This is a genomic window from Streptomyces sp. NBC_00457 (assembly GCF_036014015.1).
Lineage (GTDB): Bacteria > Actinomycetota > Actinomycetes > Streptomycetales > Streptomycetaceae > Streptomyces.
In genome coordinates, this window is sequence record NZ_CP107905.1 from 8,469,295 (window position 1) to 8,488,519 (window position 19,225).

Genomic DNA, 19,225 nt, shown 5'->3' on the forward strand with positions numbered 1-19,225 from the left:
CTCGCGTCGCAATGTGACCTGCCTAAGCAACTGCTTAGCATGGTAGGTGGCGGTCCCCGTGTCAACGCACAGGAGCTCTCCGGACGCCGGGCGCCGCGGCGGGTCTTCGATGGGTAATCTTCGAGGGGTGCCCCAGATTCACGAGAAGGTCCACGAGCTCACGGTCGGCCAACTCGCCGCCCGCAGCGGCGCCGCGGTGTCCGCCCTGCACTTCTACGAGTCCAAGGGCCTGATCACCAGCCGCCGCACCTCCGGCAACCAGCGCCGCTACACCCGCGACACCCTCCGCCGAGTCGCCTTCGTCCGTGCCGCCCAGCGCGTCGGCATTCCCCTGGCCACCATTCGCGAGGCCCTGGCCGAACTCCCCGAGGAACGCACCCCCACCAAGGACGACTGGGCCCACCTCTCCGAGACCTGGCGCTCCGAACTCGACGAACGCATCAAGCAACTCAACCGCCTCCGCGACCACTTGACCGACTGCATCGGCTGCGGCTGCCTCTCCCTCGACACCTGCGTCCTCTCCAACCCCGACGACATCTTCGGCGAACACCGCACGGGCTCCCGCCTACTGGTGGAACGACGCGACAGGAACGACGAGTAACGGCGCACGGCGGCCAAGCCGCGGGCAGGCTGGCGCGGGGCCGCAGCCTCGCCAAGCGTGGGGCCTGGGGCGGCGCCCTCGGCGGGCTGCGGGCTGCCGCCCCGCCACCCAAGCTGCGGGCTGCCGCCCCGCCACCCAAGCTGCGGGCTGCCGCCCCGCCACCCAAGCTGCGGGCTGCCGCCCCGCCACCCAAGCTGCAGGCTCCCGCCCCGCCACCCAAGCTGCAGGCCCCCGTCCCGCTCAGCTGCGGGCATGCGTGCCGCCTGGGGCGGCACGGGTGGGCGCAGGCGGCGCCCCGTCAGCGCCGGGCTGCGTGACCCACCCCCGCCCAGCCCTCACCCCGGGGGCCATTCAGCCCACGGTCACTGGTACGCCCACCCGCCCCCATACTCCCGAACCCCCGCCACCACCAACTCCGCATTGGACCCAGCCCGCCCCCCGTCCGGCAGGACAACCGTGTCCTCCATCCCGATCCGCGTCGCCAGCCCCAACCGCCCCGCCAGCCGCAGCACAGGCCACGCACCCGTGTCCTCCCCATGGAGCAACACCGGCCGGTCATGCGCAGAACCCAGGTCGGCCAACAGCGCCCGCGCGCTCTCCTCGGCCGTGTCCGGCGACGGATCCGTCACCTCCGCCAGCACCCGCAGGACCTGACCCCGCAGTGGCGAGCGCGCGAAGCGACTCGCCCCGTCCGTCCCGGACCAGATCCCCGCCTCCACGCCAACTCCACGCTCGATCAGCACGGCGGCGATCTCCTCGGCGCCCGGCTCATGCCAGTTGACCGAGGCGTGATCGGGCAGCACCGTCCACCCACGCACGCGCTCCAGCCGGGCCACCGGATCAGGCTCGGCCCACGCACCGGTGGTCACCCCGACGGGCACCGACACCCGAGCCCGTATCGCATCGAGCGTCGCCGCAACCACCCGCGGCGACAAGGAATCCTGCCCGCAAGGCGTCTTGGGATGAACATGGACGTCCGTCGCACCGGCCGCGACGGCGAGCGCGGCCGACTCGGCCATCGCCTCCGGCGACAGCGGCACCCCGGCACCGTCGGCGGCCCCCGGGCCCCGTTGAGACACACCTGCACCATGCCTAGATGGTGCCAGCCACCACTGACAACGCCCTCCGGCACCGCATCCCGGCACCGCAACTCACCGCGTTCAATCGGGGGTGCGGCATCCCCGGCGCACCCCCGCCGTACCTATGCGGACGCGGACACCAGCAGCCGTCCGCGCCTGGCCGCGGCCAGCGCCTCCGGCGTCAGCACCGGACGTGGCACCACGATGCCGCAGTCCGTGCATACCGGGCCCGACGAGGGTTCATGGGCCAGGTTGTACTTCCAGATCAGACGCGCTCCGCCGCACACCGGGCAGTCGGACCCCGGTTCGCGTTCCAGGGCGGAGATCAGTCGGCGCAGTACCTCGGCCAGGGGCTCTCGCGGGTGGACCCGCGGATCGTCGCACCAGGCGACTCCGAATCCGCCCCAGGTCAGCCGGTGCCAGTCATCAACGCTGCCCGGCCTGCGCAGTCCGTCGTGCTTTTCCTTCTTGCGCCGCTCGGCGAACCCGACCTCGTAGGCCAGCCACACCGAACGCGCCTCTTCCAGCTCGTCCAACGCGGCCACGAGCCGCGCTGGATCGGGCGAACGGTCCTCGGGACCGAACCCTGCCCGGGAGCACAAATGGTCCCAGGTCGCCCTGTGCCCGTACGGAGCGAACCGCTCAAGGCACTTGCGGAGCGAATAGCGCCGAAGCGCCAGATCGCACCGTGGATCTCGCACCTGTCTCGCCAGACTCCGGAAACCGGCCATCGCCCTGCACCTCCGTCACACCTGCACCTGTACTTCGGTTACTTCGGCGTCGTCGTTCGGACGTTGTCGAATAGACGTATCGACACGCGATTCGGCTCCATCCTTTTTCATGACCTCCAGAAGTTGACGCATGTTCACCTTCCATCGCGGGGATACCGGCGGTAACGTCCGGGCCCACCCCCGTCGGTAGGAGCTGCACATGGCACGGCGCACCCCACGTACCGCACTCGACAGACTGAGAACTCCCCGTAGATTCCCCGGGTTCCTGAAGTCGGCTTCCGTATGCGTCCTGATTGCCGGCCTTTTGTCCCCGCTTTCCCAAGCGGCGGCGGCCGGGACCGCGGAGATCGACGCGGCGGCGGTCACCGACCACTGCGGCAGCCAGTGCTCCGACATCCTCCCGGCCGGCCAGAACGGCAACGCCACCCTCGCCCAGATCATCCTGAACCAGGCCTTCGGCACCCAGCCCGCGCACGCCGAGGACCAGCTCGGCCCCTACGCCAACCTGGCCAGCGGCTATTCCGGCCTCACCAACTCCACGATCAACTCGTTCTTCAACGACGCGTCGTTCGGGGTCCCCGCCGATCAAGTCGCCTCCACCGTCAAGCCAGCCGGCCGCAGCGATGTGACGATCGTCCGCGACAAGAAGACGGGTGTGCCGCACATCACCGGTACCACTCGATACGGCACGGAGTTCGGAGCCGGCTATGCGGCAGCCGAGGACCGGCTGTGGCTGATGGACGTCTTCCGCCATGTCGGACGCGGCCAGCTGACCCCCTTCGCGGGCGGCGCCCCCTCCAACCAGGGCCTGGAGCAGCAGTTCTGGCGCACCGCGCCCTACACCGAGGCCGACCTCCAGGCGCAGATCGACAACGCCGTCGCCAGCAACGGCGAACGCGGCCAGCAGGCCCTCGCCGACGTCAAGGCATACATCGCCGGCATCAACGCCTACATCGACGCCTCCGACAAAGGCCGCTATTTCCCCGGCGAGTACGTCCTGACCGGCCACAAGGACTCCATCACCAACGCCGGCACGATCCAGCACTTCAAGCTCACCGACCTGGTCGCGCTGGCCTCCGTCATCGGCGCCCTGTTCGGCTCCGGAGGCGGCGGCGAGGTCAACAACGCGCTCTCCCTGCTCGCCGCGCAGGAGAAGTACGGCGTCGCCGAGGGCACCAAGGTCTGGGAGTCCTTCCGCGAGCGCAACGACCCCGAGGCCGTGCTCACCCTCCACGACGGCAGCTTCCCGTACGCCTCGAAGCCCGACGACCCGCAGGGCGCCGCGATGCCCGACGCCGGTTCGGTGGCCGAGGAACAGCTGGTCTACGACCGTACGGGCAGCGCCTCGACGTCGAGCGCCGCCGGCACGTCGAGCACCGCGACCGACGCGGCGCTCTCCTCCGCCAAGCGCGGTATGTCCAACGCCCTGGTGGTCAGCGGCGAGCACACCGCCAGCGGCCACCCGGTCGCCGTGTTCGGGCCGCAGACCGGCTACTTCGCGCCCCAGTTGCTGATGCTCCAGGAGATCCAGGGCCCCGGTCTCAGCGCCCGCGGCGCCTCCTTCGCGGGGCTGAGCATGTACGTCGAACTGGGCCGCGGCCAGGACTACGCGTGGAGTGCCACGACCTCCGGCCAGGACATCATCGACAGCTACGCCGTCGAACTGTGCCAGGACGACTACCACTACCTGTACCGCGGCACCTGTACGGCGATGGAGAAGGTCGAGCAGAAGAACGCCTGGAAGCCGACCACCGCCGACGGCACGGCGGCGGGCTCGTACACGATGCGGGTCTGGCGCACCAAGTACGGACCCGTCCAGTACCGCGCCACCGTCGACGGCAAGAAGGTCGCCTACACCACCCTGCGCTCGTCCTTCCTGCACGAGGCCGACTCGATCATCGGCTTCCAGATGCTCAACGACCCGGGCTACGTCGACAGCCCGCAGACCTTCCAGCGCGCGGTGCAGCACATCAACTACACGTTCAACTGGTTCTACGCCGACTCCGAGCACACCGCGTACTACAACAGCGGCGACAACCCGGTGCGGGCCACCGGCGTCGACGCCGAGTTCCCGGTGTGGGCGCGGCCGGCGTACGAGTGGAAGAACTGGAACCCGGCGACGAACACCGCCGACTACACGCCCGCGTCCGCGCACCCGAACTCCATCGACCAGGACTACTACATCTCCTGGAACAACAAGCAGGCCAAGGACTACACGACCGCGCCCTGGGGCGTCGGGTCCGTGCACCGCGGCAATCTGCTGGAGGACCGGGTGAAGAAGCTGGTCGCCGCCGGTGGCGTCACCCGGGCCTCGCTGACGAAGGCGATGGCCGACGCCGGGCTCGCCGATCTGCGGGCGGAGGACGTGCTGCCGGATCTGCTCAAGGTCGTCAACAGCTCGGCGGTGACCGACGCCACGGCCAAGGCGGCGGTGGACAAGCTGTCCGCGTGGGTGACGGCGGGTGCCAAGCGCACGGAGACGTCGGCCGGTTCGAAGACGTACGCCCATGCCGACGCGATCCGCATCCTGGACGCGTGGTGGCCCCTGCTGGTGAAGGCCGAGTTCGAACCCGGCCTCGGCAGCGAGTTGTACGACGCCATCACCGCCAACCTGCCGATCGACGAGACCCCCTCGGCCGCACACGGCCCGACCGGCGCCCATGCCGGAAGCGCCTTCCAGTACGGCTGGTGGAGCTATGTCGACAAGGACATCCGGGCGGTGCTCGGTGAGACCGTGCAGGGTCCGCTCGGGCGGAAGTACTGCGGCGGCGGCAGCCTCAGCGCCTGCCGGGACACCCTGATCAGCACGCTGAAGGAGGCGGCCGGCAAGACCCCGGCCCAGGTCTATCCCGGCGACGACGTGTGCGCCGCCGGCAACCAGTGGTGCGCCGACTCGATCAACCAGCGCACGCTGGGCGGCATCAAGCACCCCAACATCAGCTGGCAGAACCGGCCGACGTACCAGCAGGTGGTCGAGTTCACGTCACATCGGTGAGTTCAGGACATCGGTGAGTCCATGGGCGGCGGGTCAGGCGATACGGCCCGCCGCCAGCACCACCTGCGCCAGCTCCCGGTGCGCGATGTCGCTGTGCGCGCCGGCTGGTGGGCCGCCGCGTTTGACCACAGCGGCCGCGTCGACGTTCACACACCCCGACGCGGGCAGCTGGCCCTTCTTCAGAGCGTCGGCGAGCTTCAACGCGCGCGTGCCCGGCACCGCCTGCATTCCCTTGTGCCCTATCGCCCCCCACTTGTCGCCGAGCATCCGGTCGACGTCGAGGCCGAGCACCGTCCGATCGTCGTCCGCCATGCGTGAGGCCAGCGGGTACATCGTGCCGAGGGCCGCGTCGTGGTGGGAGTGGCAGCACACCAGAGGGCCGTCGATGCGGTTCTGCTGGCCCTCGAGCACCCCTCCCGCGCGCGGGTCGTGCGGGAGCCTGTTGGCGAACGCGTAGTGCGAGAAGGCTCCTTGGAGCAGCGTCACCGACTTCACCGTGCGCACCCCCTCGGGCAGCCCGCGCAGCGCGAACGACACCAGCCGTCCGCCGAAGCTGTGCCCGACGAGATGCACGCGCGCGTGCGGTACGGCCTTGGCCAACTGCCCGACGACCCGGCCCAGCCCACGCTCCCCGACGGTTCCCGCGCGCCGCTTCATCGCGTAGTACGTCGCCTGCCGCAGTAGTTCCTGGGCACCCTTCCAGGGGTTGGGCAGGGAAAAGGAAGCCGTGCCGCCCGGCGACTCGAGACCGGCCAGCGCCTGAGCGAACTCCTCGCAGGCCGTCGCCGCGGACCCGGAGAACATCCGCGGCTCGCTCTGCGGCACCCCCTCCGCCAGCGTGTCCGCCGCGAACAGCGCCTGCGGCCCCGGCGGTACGACCTCCACCAGCAGCCGTACCAGCCGGCCGAACTCCTCCAACTCGGCCTCCTCACGCGGCTGCTGGTCCAGCATGCGCGCGATCTGGTCGATCACGGTCGCCCGGCCGGGAAAGGTCTCCAGCAGCGAGTGCCGGCTGTCCTTGTCGAGCGCGGGCTGCTGGGACGTCTCGGCCGCCACCGACCGTGGGAAGTCGGGGATCGGCTCGTCGGAGAACCGCATCGACGGCCACAGCACACCCGCGTACCCGAGCCTGGCCTTGGGCGCGAGCTGGGGGAACGGTGCGAAGAAGCGGCTGTAGAGCCGGGTCGCGATCGAGCGGTCGTTGTTCCAGCCGTGCGCGAAGACGATCAGGTCCCCGACCTTCCGGTCCGCGACACCGGCGAGCAGCCGGTCCCGCTGCTTGCCGTTCACGTCGCCGTCCGCGTCGAACGTCAGCTCCCAGTAGGGAGTCACACTCATCTCCGGATCCGTCATGCCGGGCCCCCTTGTCCCCCGATGTCACGTGATGCGTGGCATCGTCCTGCGGCGGGGCGGGGTTGGCCAGACGGCCGGAGTCATCTGTAGAGGAGATACTCCTTCCGCACCTTCCGGAACGCCGCCAGCTCCTGCTGCCAGCCCGCCACCACCTCGTCCGTGCCGGCTCCCGCGTCGATCGCGGTGCGTACCCGCGTGGAGCCGGTGAGCTTGTCGATCCAGTTGTCCGACCGCCAGGCGAAGCCGCTCCACACCTTCTTGGCGGTCACCAGCAGCGCGATGCCGGTGCGTACGGGGTCGTACGCGGCCCGGTCGTGCACATGGATCTGTACGCCGCCGATGGTCTTCCCCTGGAACTTGGAGAAGACCGGAGCGAAGTACGCCTCCCTGAAGTGGACGCCGGGCAGGCCCAGTCGATTCACCTCGGCGGCCCAGCGCCCGTCGATGCCCTCGGCGCCGAGCAGTTCGAAGGGGCGGGTGGTGCCGCGTCCCTCGGAGAGGTTGGTGCCCTCGAAGAGACACGTCCCCGAGTACACGAGGGCGGTGTCGGGGGTGGGCATGTTCGGGCTCGGAGGCACCCACGGCAGCCCGGACGCGTCGTAGAACTCCGACCGCTTCCACCCCGTCATCCGTACGGTGTCCAGCTCGACCGGGGTGGTCAGGAACTCCCCGTTGAACAGGTGCGCCAGCTCGGCGACCGTCATGCCGTGCGCCTGCGAGATCGGTTGCCGGCCGACGAAGGTCGCGAACTCCTTGTGCAGCACCGGGCCTTGGGCCTCGCGGCCGGTCACCGGGTTCGGGCGGTCGAGCACGACGAGGCGTTTGCCGGCGAGTTGGGCCGCCTCCATGCAGTCGTACAGCGTCCAGATGTACGTGTAGAAGCGGGCGCCGACGTCCTGGATGTCGAAGACGATCGTGTCGACGCCGGACGCGGTGAAGATGTCGGCGAGGGAGCGGCCGCTCTTGAGGTACGTGTCGTAGACGGGGAGGCCGGTTGCCGGGTCGTCGTAGCGGCCTTCGGAGCCGCCGGCCTGGGCGGTGCCGCGAAAGCCGTGTTCGGGGCCGAAGACGGCCCCCAGGTTCACTTGGTTGTCGTTGTGCATGACGTCGACGATGTGGCGGGTGTCTCTGGTGATGCCGGTGGGGTTGGTCACTATGCCGATGCGCTGGCCGCTGAGCTGGGCGTAGGCGGTTGCTTGTAGGCGTTCGAAGCCGGTTTGCAACCGGCGGCCGCTTTGTTCGGCTGCGGCTGCGGAGGTCGAGGAGGCGGCCAGTGCCGGGGTTGCAGCTAGGAGAGTTCGTCTGCTCAAGCGCATGGGGGCACGGTAGGGGGTGGTCGCGGTGGTTCGTAAGCTGCCGGTCGAGTGTGGCTTGTCGCGCAGTTCCCCGCGCCCCTTACCGGCATTTTCGTTGCCCTTCCTCTGGCACATACCGACCGGTTAGTCTGACGCCTGCAGGGCATTGTTTCGGAGCCGCGTCGAAGGAGACCGATGGTGGAAGCCGTGCAGGACGCCGGAGTAGTCGTCACCGGAGCTGGGGGCGGGATCGGGGCCGCGCTTGCGCGGCGGTTTGCTGCCGGAGGGGCTCGAGTCGTCGTCAACGATCTGGATGCCGCCCAAGCCAAGGCCGTTGCCGATGAGATCGGGGGCATCGCGGTGCCGGGTGATGCCTCGGCCATTGTTGGCGAAGCCCGGGACGCTCTCGGTGGCGCCGTCGATGTCTACTGTGCCAATGCCGGGCTTCCCTCGGGTGGGTCCGAGGGGGCCGGCGAGCAGGTGTGGGCGTTGGCCTGGGATGTGAATGTGATGGCGCATGTGCGGGCCGCGCAGGAGCTGATTCCGGGGTGGCTGGAGCGGGGGCGGGGGCGGTTCGTGTCCACGGTGTCCGCTGCGGGGCTGCTCACCATGATCGGGGCCGCGCCGTACAGCGTGACCAAGCACGGTGCGTACGCCTTCGCCGAGTGGCTGTCGTTGACGTATCGGCACCGGGGGATCAAGGTGCATGCGATCTGTCCGCAGGGTGTGCGGACGGACATGCTGGCCGGTACCGGTAGTGCGGGCGATCTGGTGCTGAAGCCGACCGCGATCGAGCCGGAGGATGTCGCGGACGCGCTGTTCAAGGGGATCGAGGAGGACCGGTTCCTGATCCTGCCGCATCCCGAGGTCGGCGGGTACTACCAGGCACGGGCCGCCGACCCGGACCGCTGGCTGACGAACATGAACCACCTCCAGCAGAAGTGGGAGGCGGCCGAGTGACCGGCTCCCGCTATGCCGAGCGGCCCTGGCTGGGGCTGCTGAACGACGCCCAGCGTGCTCCCATCGATCCCGTCGACTCGCTCGTGCATGCGCTGCGTCGGGCCGTCGGTGAGACGCCGGATCGTATCTGCCTCGCCTACTTCGATGCCCGGCTGAGCTTTCGCGAGGTCGACGAGTTGAGCGATTCCGTCGCCGGGCATCTGGCCGCGCGGGGTCTGGAGCGTGGCGACCGGGTCGCGGTGCTGCTGCAGAACTCGCCGCACTTCGTGGTGGCGCTGCTCGGCGCCTGGAAGGCGGGCGCGGTCGTCGTGCCGGTGAACCCCATGTACAAGGCGGGGGAGGTCGGCCATGTGCTGCGGGACGGTGACGTGGCCGCGCTGGTCTGCGCCGACCGGGCCTGGGAGTCGTATCTGCGCGAGACGGCACAGGGCTCGCCGGTGCGGATCGTGCTCACCGCCAGTGAGTTGGACTTCCAAACCCGTGACGACGCGCGCGTGCTGTCCTTCGAGCGGCTGCCGCAGGCCGCCGATGCCGATGATCTGACGGTGGTCGCCCGGCAGGGGAACAAGGCACCGGAGGGGCGTGACCCGGGCCCCTCCGACATCGCGCTGATCAGCTACACCTCGGGCACCAGCGGCACCCCCAAGGGCGCCACCAACACGCACGGCAACATCATGTACAACGCCGAGCGGCAGCGGACCGGGCTCGGGCTGCCCGAGGAGCCCGTCTACTTCGCGCTGGCGCCGCTGTTCCACATCACCGGGATGGTCTGCCAGCTCGGCGCGTGTCTGAACAGCGCGGGCACGCTGGTGCTGGCGTACCGCTTCGAGGCGGGGGTCGTGCTGGACGCGTTCGCCGAGCACCGGCCGCACTACACCGTCGGACCGTCGACCGCCTTCATGGCGTTGGCCGCCCATCCGGACGTCACCCCGGACCACTTCTCCTCGTTCCGGATCATCTCCTCCGGCGGTGCTCCGCTGCCGCCCGCGCTGGTGGAGAAGTTCCGGGCGGGCTTCGGGCCGTACATCCGCAACGGGTACGGCCTCACCGAGTGCACCGCGCCCTGTGCCTCCGTGCCGCCGGGGCGGGAGGCGCCCGTCGACCCGGCGTCCGGGACGCTGGCCGTCGGGGCGCCGGGGCCGGACACGGTCGTACGGATCGTCGACGACCGGGGAGCGGAGGTGCCGTTCGGGGAGCAGGGCGAGATCCTCGTACGGGGACCGCAGGTCGTCCCCGGTTACTGGCGCCGCCCCGACGCCACCGCCGAGACCTTCCCGGGCGGCGAGCTGCGTACCGGCGACATCGGGTTCATGGACGCCGAGGGATGGCTGTACGTCGTCGACCGGAAGAAGGACATGATCAACGCGTCCGGCTTCAAGGTGTGGCCGCGTGAGGTCGAGGACGTGCTGTACACGCATCCGGCGGTGCGCGAGGCGGCCGTCGTCGGGGTGCCCGACGGGTACCGCGGAGAGACCGTCAAGGCGTACATCAGCCTCCGTCCGGGCGCCGACACGGACCCCGGTGCGCTGGCTGCGTACTGCAAGGAGAGACTGGCCGCCTACAAGTATCCGCGGCAGGTGGAGATCCTGCCCGAGTTGCCCAAGACGGCGAGTGGCAAGATCCTCCGTCGGGAGCTACGTTCCCGGCCGCAAGACGGTCAGTGAAGAACAAGAGAACAGCAGACAGCTCGGAAAGGCAGGTGGCGGCAGTGCCCAGGACGACGGACGGAGACGGTACGCCCGTCCCGCAGCGGCTGCTGGCCGCCGCCACCCGGCTCTTCGCGGAGCAGGGCTACGACCGCACCTCGGTGCAGGAGATCGTCGAGTCGGCCGGCGTCACCAAGGGGGCGCTCTACCACTACTTCGGCTCCAAGGACGACCTCCTGCACGAGGTGTACGCGCGCGTGCTGCGCGTCCAGCAGGAGCGGCTCGACGCGTTCGCGGGCGCCGACGAGCCGATCGAGAAGCGGGTGCGGGACGCGGCGGCGGATGTCGTGGTGACGACCATCGAGAACCTCGACGACGCGATGATCTTCTTCCGCTCGATGCACCATCTGAGCCCCGAGAAGAACAAGCAGGTGCGCGCCGAGCGGCGCCTCTACCACGAACGTTTCCGTGCACTCATCGAGGAAGGGCAGGAAGCGGGAGTCTTCTCGAAGGCGACCCCGGCCGACCTGGTGGTGGACTACCACTTCGGGTCCGTCCACCACCTGTCGACCTGGTACCGCCCCGACGGCCCGATGAGCCCTCAGGAGGTCGCCGACCACCTGGCCGACCTGCTCCTGCGGGCTCTCAGACCCTGAGTCACAGGTACTTCTTCAGCTCCCGTCGCGCCAGCGACCGCTGATGCACCTCGTCCGGGCCGTCGGCGATCATCAACGTCCGTGCGCCCGCGTACAGTTCGGCGAGCGGGAAGTCCTGGCTGACCCCGCCCGCGCCGTGCAGTTGGATCGCCTTGTCGAGGATGCCGACGACCGTGCGCGGAGTGGCGATCTTGATGGCCTGGATCTCGGTGTGCGCGCCCCGGTTGCCGACCGTGTCCATCATCCAGGCCGTCTTCAGGACAAGCAGCCGCAGCTGCTCGACCGCGACCCGCGCGTCGGCGATCCAGTTGTGCACCACGCCCTGCTGGGCCAGCGCCTTGCCGAAGGCCTCGCGCGCGACGGCACGGCGGCACATCAGCTCGATCGCCCGCTCCGCCATGCCGATCAGCCGCATGCAGTGGTGGATGCGGCCGGGGCCGAGGCGCGCCTGGGCGATGGCGAAGCCGCCGCCCTCCTCGCCGATGAGGTGGGACACCGGCACGCGCGCGTGGTCGAAGATCACCTCGGCGTGGCCGCCGTGGGAGTGGTCCTCGTAGCCGAAGACCTGCATGGCGCGCTCGACGGTGACGCCCGGGGTGTCGCGGGGGACCAGGATCATGGACTGCTGGCGGCGGATGTCGGCGCCGTCCGGGTCCGTCTTGCCCATCACGATGAAGATCTTGCAGTCCGGGTTCATCGCCCCGGAGATGTACCACTTGCGGCCCGTGATGACGTAGTCGTCACCGTCCCGCTTGATCAGCGTGGTGATGTTCGTGGCGTCCGAGGAGGCCACCTCCGGCTCCGTCATCGCGAACGCCGAGCGGATCTCACCGGCCAGCAGCGGCTCCAGCCACTGCTTTTTCTGCTGCTCGTCGGCGAACTGGGCGAGCACCTCCATGTTGCCGGTGTCCGGTGCGGCGCAGTTCAGCGCGGTGGGCGCCAACTGCGGGGAGCGGCCGGTGATTTCGGCGAGGGGGGCGTACTGGAGGTTGGTCAGTCCTGCGCCGTACTCGGAGTCGGGGAGGAAGAGGTTCCACAGGCCCTGCCTGCGCGCCTCGGCCTTCAGCTCCTCGACCACGGCCGGGGTGTCCCACGGGGAGGCCAGCCGCGCGCGCTGCTCCTCCGCGACGGACTCGGCCGGATAGACGTACTCGTCCATGAAGGCGAGCAGCTTGGCGCGCAGTTCCTCGGTGCGCGCGTCGAACGCGAAGTCCATGGCGGATCAGCCTTCCTGAAGGGTGGTGAGGCCGTGCTCGATGAAGACGGGGACCAGGTCGCCGATGCGGTCGAAGCCGGGGCCGACGGTCTGGCCCAGGGTGTAGCGGTAGTGGATGCCCTCGAGGATCACGGCGAGCTTGAACCAGGCGAACGCCGTGTACCAGGAGACCGCGGAGACGTCGCGCCCCGACAGTGCGGCGTACCGCTCGATCAGTTCGGCCGGTTCCGGGTGCCCCGCGGCCTCCGCGGTCGTGGAGACCGGGGAGTCGGGCGTGCCGAGCGGCGTGCTGTACATCACCAGCAGGCCGAGGTCGGTGAGCGGATCACCCAGGGTCGACATCTCCCAGTCGAGGATCGCCTTGATCCGGTCGACACCCATTTTTGGCTCGTTCGCCTCCGGGGCGCTCTCTGCCGGTGTCGAGAGGCCGACCGTGCTCAACCCTTCGGGCCTCCGCGCTCCCCCACTCTCGGCTTCGCTCGAGCGGGGGGACCCCCATGGCCTCTCGACACCGGCGCGCCCCTCCGGCTCACTCGCGGGGCCGATCAGGACGTTGTCGAGCCGGTAGTCGCCGTGTACGACGGTCGGGGCGGGGGAGTGGGGGAGGTCGCGGCCGAGGGCGGCGTGGAGCTCGTCGATTCCCGCGAGCTCACGGTTGCGGGAGGCGTCCAGCTGCTTGCCCCAGCGGCGCAGTTGCCGGTCCAGGAAGCCCTCGGGGCGGCCGAAGTCCGCCAGGCCCACGGCGGCCGGGTCCACCGCGTGCAGCTCGACGAGCGTGTCCACCAGGGACAGCACCGCGCCGCGGGTACGCTCCGGGCCGAGCGGGGCGAGCTGGTCGGCCGTGCGGTACGGGGTCCCCTCGACGAACTCCATGACGTAGAACGGCGCCCCGAGCACCTGCTCGTCCTCGCACATCAGCACCGGCCGCGGCACCGGTACGTTCGTCGGGTGCAGCGCGCTGATCACCCGGTGCTCGCGCTTCATGTCGTGCGCGGTGGCCAGGACGTGGCCGAGCGGAGGGCGCCGTACGACCCAGCGGGAGGTGCCGTCGGAGACCGCGTAGGTGAGGTTCGACCGTCCGCCCTCGATCAGCCGGCCGGTCAGGGGGCCGTGGACCAAGCCGGGCCGCTCGCTGTCGAGCAGCCCGCGCAGCCGGTCGAGATCGAGACCTGGCGGGTGATCGGCGCTCATCGTTGCTCCTTTGCCGGCGCGAGAACGGGTCCTGACCATGATGCCGACCGGTCGGTATGCCGTCCAGTGCGGGGAGCGAACGTGATCGGGACCACGCTAGCGCTCCGCTGGAAGGGCCACGTTATGCCGTCGGTCGCCTGCAGCAGCGTCGTGGCTGGTCGCGCCCACGCGGCGGAGCCGCATATCGATACAGCCCCGCGCCCCTTTGGGGCGCTACCGAACCGCAGCCGACTCAGAAGACCAGGGCCGCCGCGCACACCGCGAGTGCGACCGTGCACAGGACCGCCGCCGTGGCCTGGCGGGGAGTGAGGGCCGCGGGGGCGTGGGCTGCTGAGAGGGCGCGGATGCGGCCGTGGGCGACCAGCAGGAAGCCCAGCCAGAGGGCCACGCACAGGGCGCAGACGAGGGCGCCGCTCACCGTCGCGCCGCCGTGCAGCGCCGTCTTCACGGCGAGCACGGCGGCGGCGGTGCCCGAGAGTGTCGTACGCCGCCAGGCGAGCCGGGTGCGCTCGGGCTGCAGTCCGGGGTCCCTGGTCCGGCCGCCGGCCGGTGCGGCGGTCACCCTTCCCAGCCGACGAGTACGACGACGACCATCGCGACGGCCACGATCGCGACGACGAGGCTCAGCACCGCCGGGAACCGTGACACCGGCAGATCCTCGCCCTTGCGCATGGCCCGCTCGCAGCGGATCCAGTGGTTGACCGCGCGCAGCGAGCACAGCACGCCCGCGGCGAGCAGCGCCAGCGCGAGGCCGACGCGCCAGCCCCACCGCAGGTCCGGCAGGAACTGGTCCACCGCGAAGCCGCCGCCGATCAGCGCGAGGGCGGTCCGCAGCCAGGCCAAAAACGTGCGCTCGTTCGCCAGCGAGAAGCGGTAGTCGGGGGTCGTGCCCTCGTCGCGGATCTCCTGCGGGGCGAACCACAGGCGGACGTTACGAGCGAAATCGATCACGCTCAGGACGATACCGGTCAGGAATTGCCCGACCTGTACGCCCTCAGCCGTTCATACGCCGCCAGCCCGTCCGGCACCCACTCCCACTCCGTCAGGCGTCGCTCCACCTCGGCCTCCGGCAGGAAGTCGTGCCAGGCCACCTCCTCGGGCTGCGGTTGTACGGGGAGGTCGCAGCGGACCTCGTACACCGCGGACCACCAGCTCTGGCCGGCGCCGTTGTCGTAGAGGAACTTGAACAGGAACTCGGGCTGGGGGAGACCCGAGACGCCGAGTTCCTCCTCGGCCTCGCGGAGGGCGGCGGTGTCGTAGGACTCGCCCGCGCCGACGACTCCGCCGACGAACATGTCGTAGAGGGAGGGGAACACCAGCTTGGTCGGGGTGCGGCGGTGGACGAAGAGACGGCCGGTGGTGTCGCGGGCCTGGATGAAGACGCAGCGGTGGCGCAGCCCGCGGGCGTAGGCCTCGCCGCGCGGGGACCGGCCGATGACCTGGTCGTTCTCGTCGACGATGTCGAGGATTTCGTCAGCAGCGCTCATGTCGCCAATAAATCATTCGTCAGCGGCGCTCATGCCGCCACTGCATCAGCTGAGTCAGCGGCGCTCATGCCGCCACTGCATCAGCTGAGTCAGCGCGCTCATGCCGCCGCTACATCAGCTCAGCCGGCTCGGCTGCAGATCCCGTGCCCGTTCCCGCACCGGCGCTCCGGACGGCATGGCCGGGTGCAGGCCCAGCAGGACGATCCCGACGACGATGGCCGCGAGGCCCGCCGACTCCCAGGCCAGCGCGCCCGGGTCGGTGCGCAGCCGGTCGCCGAGGAAGCCCACCCCGCAGGCGATCCCGGCCAGCGGCTGGGCGGCGGTGAGGGCGGGCAGGGACATCCGCAGGGACGCCGTCTCGAAGGCGCTCTGCACCAGGACCAGGCCGGTGACGCCGAGCGTCAGCACGGCGTACGGCTGCCAGCCGGTCATCAGCTCGACGAAGCCGCCCTCGGAGAAGCGCTGGCCGCTCACCCGGGTCAGCGCGTCCTGGACGCCGTACAGCAGACCGGCGGCCACGGCGAGGAGCGCCGGGCCCGAGCTGAGCCGGGAGCGTTTCGCATACGTCGTGAGCAGCAGCGCGGCTCCGACCATCACTCCGATGATCAGCCAGTGCCGCATCGGGTCGGTGATCGCGGCGCCGCCGGTCGGCTGCCCCGCCACGATGAAGGCGGTCACGCCACCCGCGAGCAGGGCGAGCCCCGCCCAGCCCTGGCGGCCCAGCGGCTGCTTGGTCTGGTGGCGGGACAGGGCCATCGCGAACAGCAGGTTCGTCGCGAGCAGCGGTTCCACCAGGGATATCTCGCCCTGGCCCAGCGCGACCGCGCCGAGCGCCATGCCGGCCACCATGAGTCCGAGGCCGCCCCGCCAGCGCGGCACCTTCATCAGGTCCAGGAGCAGGCGGGGGGAGAGGAAGTCGTTCAGGGGCGCCCGCTGGGCCGCGTTCTGCTGGAGGACGAAGCCGAAGCCCAGGCAGCACGCGGCGCTCACGGCGAGAATCAGAACCTGAAGCGACACGCTGCGTACCTCGATCGTTCGGCCGGGCCGGTGGCTGCGTCCGGCCGACTGTAGTGGCCCAGGGCCCGGTGTGCCCCTGGGAGTGCCCGAACCGGACAGTGGACTCGGTCACGGCACCCCGTCGATCAAGGGCGGTCGCACGACCGTCACGCCATGCTGCGATGGCCGGGCGAGCAGCGCTATGGCGTGCGCCACAGTCAAGAGGCGCGGTGTGGTGATCATGCGGCGGTCTCGCAGGGCCGATGAACCACAAGTGTCTCTCCTGTAGCAGAAGTTGACGCGTGTAACGACTTCGTGGGCCTTGACGCGATGTGTTGGCTGCGGGTTTGCTGTGCGTGATCGCTTGATGGCAAACCGATACCGACGACTGCGCGCGTCGCGTGAGGAAGTTCCCGCGGTGCCCCCACCTCCGCCACCCCTCGGCCGTGCCCGCAGACGCGCGGCCCAGGCCTTCGACCCGGCCCTCGACGACGCCGAACTCGCCGCAGCCCGCGCCGCGTTGGCCCAGGGGCGCTGGCAGGCGGCCCGTTCGCTGCTCGCGCACACCGGCGACGACTTCGACCGCCGCGGCCACCGCGTCACTGTTCTCGCCGAGGAGCCGTACAGCACGGCCTGGGCCCGGGACTGGCTGCTCGCCGAGCCCGACTCCGCCGACGCCTGCGTCCTGCTGGCCCTCTCCCTGGTCCGGCGCGCGCTGCGGGGCAAGGAGAAGCCGGTCCGGGCCCGTGAGGCCTGTCATGCCGCCGCCGCGCTCGCGCCCGCCGACCCCACGCCATGGCTCGGCCTGCTGATGCTGGAGCGCCGCTTCGGCGCCGAGGAGGAGGCGGTCCGGCTCTTCGGTGAGATCCGCGCCCGGTACGCCGACCACCATCACGCGCACCATCTGATGGTCGCCCGGCTCGCCGAGCGCCACGCCGGGACGGGCCCGGACCCGCTGCACGAGGTCTACGAGTTCGCGGCCCACTGTGCCGAGCAGGCGCCCGCGGACTCGCCGCTCGCGATCCTGCCGGTCGTCGCGCACGCCGAGCGCTACCGCGCGCTGGCCGCCGCCGGCCAGGTGCCCGCCGACCCGGCCGGCTCGGGGCACTGGTCCGGGCGCCGGGCCCGGCAGGTGATGAAGGCCGCCTTCGACTGGTGGCTGGAGTGGGAGCAGGAGGGCCACCCGCGCCGTCTGGTCGACCTGAACTTCCTCGCCCACGCCAAGGTCTGCGAAGGCCGCGGCGCCGAGGCCGCCGCCCTGTTCCACCGTATCGGCGAGCACGCCACCCCCGACCCGTGGTCGTACCCGGACCACGACCCGGACACCGCGTTCCGAGCCGCACGCGCCACCGCGCTCGGCACGGCATGAGCCCCGCACCGCCGCATCCCTCGCCACCCATGTCCCCACCTCTGTCCCCACCAGGAAGGACGGCCCCGATGACGACGGGCAGTTCGCACACGAGCACCGCTCCCGACTCAGGCATCAGCACCTTCAGGGGACAGGAACGCGCCCTGCGTGCCGACCGCCTCGGCACCGGTGGCCTGCTGCTCTCCGTCCTCGCCGCAACCGCCCCTCTCATGGTGGTCGCGGGTGTCATGCCCACCACATTCGCGGTGATGGGCATCGTGGGACAGCCGCTGCTCTTCGTGGTGCTCGGCGTGGTCCTCGTCCTCTTCGGCATCGGGTACGCCGAGATGAGCCGCCACGTCCACAACGCGGGCGCCTTCTACGCCTATATCTCCCGCGGCCTCGGCGGCACCGCCGGAGCGGCCGCAGCCCTGGTCGCGCTCGTCGCCTACAACGCCCTCCAGGTCGGCATCTACGGCATTTTCGGCTTCGAGGTCTCCGGCCTGTTCGCCACCTACGCCGAGGTCGAGGTCGCCTGGTGGATACCGGCGCTGGCGGCCGCCGCCGTCGTCGGTGCGCTGGGCTGGCTGAAGATCGACGTCAACGCGCGCGTGCTGGGCGTGCTGCTGATCGTCGAGGTGGCCCTGGTCGTCGTCTTCGACATCGCCGCCGTGGCCGACCCGGCGGCTGAGGGCCTGTCCCTGCATGCCTTCAACCCGGACACGCTCAGCGGCGCCGGAGTCGGCACCGCCCTGTGCTTCTGCATCGCAGCTTTCCTCGGCTTCGAGCAGGCGCCGGTGTACGCCGAGGAGACCAGCCGGCCGCATGTCCTCGTGCCGCGCGTGATGTTCCTCGCCGTCGGGGGCGTCGCCGTCTTCCTCGCGTTCAGCAGCTGGGCCCTGACCGTCGCCGCCGGTCCGTCCGCGATCGTCGGCACGGCCCGGGAGCAGAGCGCCGGGCTGTTGTTCTTCCTGACCGAGGAACGGCTCGGCTCCACCTTCACCGACGTGCTGCACATCCTGTTCGTGACCGGCATGTTCGCGGCGATGCTCAGCTTCCACAATGTCGTCGCCCGGTACGCCTTCGCCATGGGCCGCGAGGGACTGCTGCCCGCCGCCTTCGGCCGCACCACCGGCACCAGCGGCGCCCCCGGTACCGGATCGCTGCTCCAGACCGCGGTGGCCGCCGTGATCGTCATCGCCTTCGCGATCACCGACGACAAGCCGACCGGCGACCCGACCGCGCCCGTCCTGCACCTGTTCACCTGGTTCGGCAACGTCGGCGCCCTCGGCGTGATCGTGCTGATGGCGCTGGCCTCCCTCTCGGTGGTCGTCTTCTTCGCGCGCCGAGGCGCTGCCGGCACTCAGGCCTGGCGGCTGGTCACCTCCATGCTGGCCGGGATCGCCCTGCTCGTGATCGCCGGGTACACCGTCAAGGACTTCGACGTCCTGGTCGGCACCGGCCCCGACTCGGCCCTGAGCTGGGCACTGCCAGGCATCATCGCCGCCGCCCTCGTCATAGGCCTCGTCCAGGGACTGCTCCTGCGCACCCGCGCCCCCGAGACCCACGCCCGCATCGGCCTCGGCAACCAGGCCTTCCAACTGGACCAGAAGGCGGAGGCGGACGCCGGGAACTGATTACGGAAACCTGACGAGCACCCGCGAACCCTGG

16 protein-coding genes and 1 pseudogene are annotated in these 19,225 nt (G+C 70.5%); 7 read left to right on the top strand and 10 right to left on the bottom strand.

All coding sequences use genetic code 11. From position 1 onward, the window contains the following. Positions 1-127 precede the first annotated feature (127 nt). Positions 128-601, top strand: coding sequence for a redox-sensitive transcriptional activator SoxR (gene soxR, locus OG828_RS38760; protein ID WP_328503808.1), 474 nt, complete (start codon positions 128-130; stop codon positions 599-601). A 362-nt stretch (positions 602-963) separates the two neighbouring features. Here the strand turns inward: soxR and OG828_RS38765 are convergent. Beyond that, positions 964-1,691: pseudogene (locus tag OG828_RS38765) on the bottom strand (3-keto-5-aminohexanoate cleavage protein). A gap of 111 nt (positions 1,692-1,802) precedes the next feature. Beyond that, positions 1,803-2,411 (bottom strand): hypothetical protein, encoded by a 609-nt coding sequence (locus OG828_RS38770; protein WP_210574757.1) that lies wholly within the window; start codon positions 2,409-2,411, stop codon positions 1,803-1,805. Between the two features lie 199 nt (positions 2,412-2,610). On the opposite strand from OG828_RS38770, the gene OG828_RS38775 reads away from it, so the two are divergent. Then, a complete protein-coding gene (locus tag OG828_RS38775) occupies positions 2,611-5,406 on the top strand; it encodes a penicillin acylase family protein (RefSeq protein ID WP_328503809.1) in 2,796 nt (931 codons plus the stop codon). Positions 5,407-5,439: 33 nt separating this feature from the next. Here OG828_RS38775 and OG828_RS38780 read toward each other — a convergent pair whose 3' ends face one another. Continuing rightward, positions 5,440-6,759 (bottom strand): serine-threonine protein kinase, encoded by a 1,320-nt coding sequence (locus OG828_RS38780; RefSeq protein ID WP_328503810.1) that lies wholly within the window; start codon positions 6,757-6,759, stop codon positions 5,440-5,442. 80 nt (positions 6,760-6,839) lie between these two features. Further along, the gene (locus OG828_RS38785; RefSeq protein ID WP_328503811.1) at positions 6,840-8,075 is read right to left on the bottom strand and encodes an exo-beta-N-acetylmuramidase NamZ family protein; all 1,236 of its coding nucleotides are present in this window, start codon (positions 8,073-8,075) and stop codon (positions 6,840-6,842) included. A gap of 174 nt (positions 8,076-8,249) precedes the next feature. On the opposite strand from OG828_RS38785, the gene OG828_RS38790 reads away from it, so the two are divergent. The 3 genes from OG828_RS38790 to OG828_RS38800 are packed head-to-tail and all read left to right on the top strand — an operon-like array spanning position 8,250 to position 11,316. Continuing rightward, positions 8,250-9,014: an SDR family oxidoreductase gene (locus OG828_RS38790; protein WP_328503812.1), complete on the top strand. Its 765-nt coding sequence runs from the start codon at positions 8,250-8,252 to the stop codon at positions 9,012-9,014. Further along, positions 9,011-10,678: a class I adenylate-forming enzyme family protein gene (locus OG828_RS38795; protein WP_328503813.1), complete on the top strand. Its 1,668-nt coding sequence runs from the start codon at positions 9,011-9,013 to the stop codon at positions 10,676-10,678. The genes OG828_RS38790 and OG828_RS38795 overlap by 4 nt, the downstream gene beginning before the upstream one ends. A 44-nt stretch (positions 10,679-10,722) precedes the next feature. Further along, on the top strand, positions 10,723-11,316 hold the full coding sequence (locus OG828_RS38800; protein WP_328367542.1) for a TetR/AcrR family transcriptional regulator: 594 nt from the start codon (positions 10,723-10,725) through the stop codon (positions 11,314-11,316). Between the two features lies 1 nt (position 11,317). Here the strand turns inward: OG828_RS38800 and OG828_RS38805 are convergent, their stop codons facing one another. The 6 genes from OG828_RS38805 to OG828_RS38830 form a co-directional block, all read right to left on the bottom strand. Further along, positions 11,318-12,532: an acyl-CoA dehydrogenase family protein gene (locus OG828_RS38805; RefSeq protein ID WP_328441429.1), complete on the bottom strand. Its 1,215-nt coding sequence runs from the start codon at positions 12,530-12,532 to the stop codon at positions 11,318-11,320. Positions 12,533-12,538: 6 nt separating this feature from the next. Further along, positions 12,539-13,723, bottom strand: coding sequence for a phosphotransferase family protein (locus OG828_RS38810; protein WP_328367548.1), 1,185 nt, complete (start codon positions 13,721-13,723; stop codon positions 12,539-12,541). Positions 13,724-13,955: 232 nt separating this feature from the next. Further along, on the bottom strand, positions 13,956-14,285 hold the full coding sequence (locus tag OG828_RS38815) for a DUF202 domain-containing protein (RefSeq protein WP_328441430.1): 330 nt from the start codon (positions 14,283-14,285) through the stop codon (positions 13,956-13,958). After that, on the bottom strand, positions 14,282-14,674 hold the full coding sequence (locus OG828_RS38820) for a YidH family protein (protein ID WP_210574770.1): 393 nt from the start codon (positions 14,672-14,674) through the stop codon (positions 14,282-14,284). Before OG828_RS38820 ends, OG828_RS38815 begins: the two co-directional genes overlap by 4 nt. Positions 14,675-14,691: 17 nt before the next feature. Further along, positions 14,692-15,210 carry an NUDIX hydrolase gene (locus tag OG828_RS38825; protein ID WP_328367557.1) on the bottom strand — a complete coding sequence of 173 codons (519 nt, stop codon included), beginning with the start codon at positions 15,208-15,210 and terminating at the stop codon, positions 14,692-14,694. Positions 15,211-15,324: 114 nt separating this feature from the next. After that, a complete protein-coding gene (locus OG828_RS38830; RefSeq protein WP_328503814.1) occupies positions 15,325-16,227 on the bottom strand; it encodes a DMT family transporter in 903 nt (300 codons plus the stop codon). 397 nt (positions 16,228-16,624) lie between these two features. On the opposite strand from OG828_RS38830, the gene OG828_RS38835 reads away from it, so the two are divergent. Together OG828_RS38835 and OG828_RS38840 are read left to right on the top strand one after the other, a co-directional pair. Then, complete coding sequence (locus tag OG828_RS38835; protein ID WP_328503815.1) at positions 16,625-17,575, top strand: hypothetical protein; 951 nt, start codon at positions 16,625-16,627, stop codon at positions 17,573-17,575. A gap of 68 nt (positions 17,576-17,643) precedes the next feature. Beyond that, on the top strand, positions 17,644-19,191 hold the full coding sequence (locus OG828_RS38840; protein ID WP_328503816.1) for an APC family permease: 1,548 nt from the start codon (positions 17,644-17,646) through the stop codon (positions 19,189-19,191). The last annotated feature ends 34 nt before the right edge of the window (positions 19,192-19,225 follow it).

What these genes read in the sequence shown, in the direction of transcription:
- OG828_RS38805 (WP_328441429.1), bottom strand. Translation starts at nt 12,532, where the DNA reads ATGGACTTCGCGTTCGACGCGCGCACCGAGGAACTGCGCGCCAAGCTG.
- OG828_RS38770 (WP_210574757.1), bottom strand. Translation starts at nt 2,411, where the DNA reads ATGGCCGGTTTCCGGAGTCTGGCGAGACAGGTGCGAGATCCACGGTGC.
- OG828_RS38810 (WP_328367548.1), bottom strand. Translation starts at nt 13,723, where the DNA reads ATGAGCGCCGATCACCCGCCAGGTCTCGATCTCGACCGGCTGCGCGGG.
- OG828_RS38840 (WP_328503816.1), top strand. Translation starts at nt 17,644, where the DNA reads ATGACGACGGGCAGTTCGCACACGAGCACCGCTCCCGACTCAGGCATC.
- OG828_RS38780 (WP_328503810.1), bottom strand. Translation starts at nt 6,759, where the DNA reads ATGACGGATCCGGAGATGAGTGTGACTCCCTACTGGGAGCTGACGTTC.
- OG828_RS38775 (WP_328503809.1), top strand. Translation starts at nt 2,611, where the DNA reads ATGGCACGGCGCACCCCACGTACCGCACTCGACAGACTGAGAACTCCC.
- OG828_RS38790 (WP_328503812.1), top strand. Translation starts at nt 8,250, where the DNA reads ATGGTGGAAGCCGTGCAGGACGCCGGAGTAGTCGTCACCGGAGCTGGG.
- OG828_RS38825 (WP_328367557.1), bottom strand. Translation starts at nt 15,210, where the DNA reads ATGAGCGCTGCTGACGAAATCCTCGACATCGTCGACGAGAACGACCAG.
- OG828_RS38785 (WP_328503811.1), bottom strand. Translation starts at nt 8,075, where the DNA reads ATGCGCTTGAGCAGACGAACTCTCCTAGCTGCAACCCCGGCACTGGCC.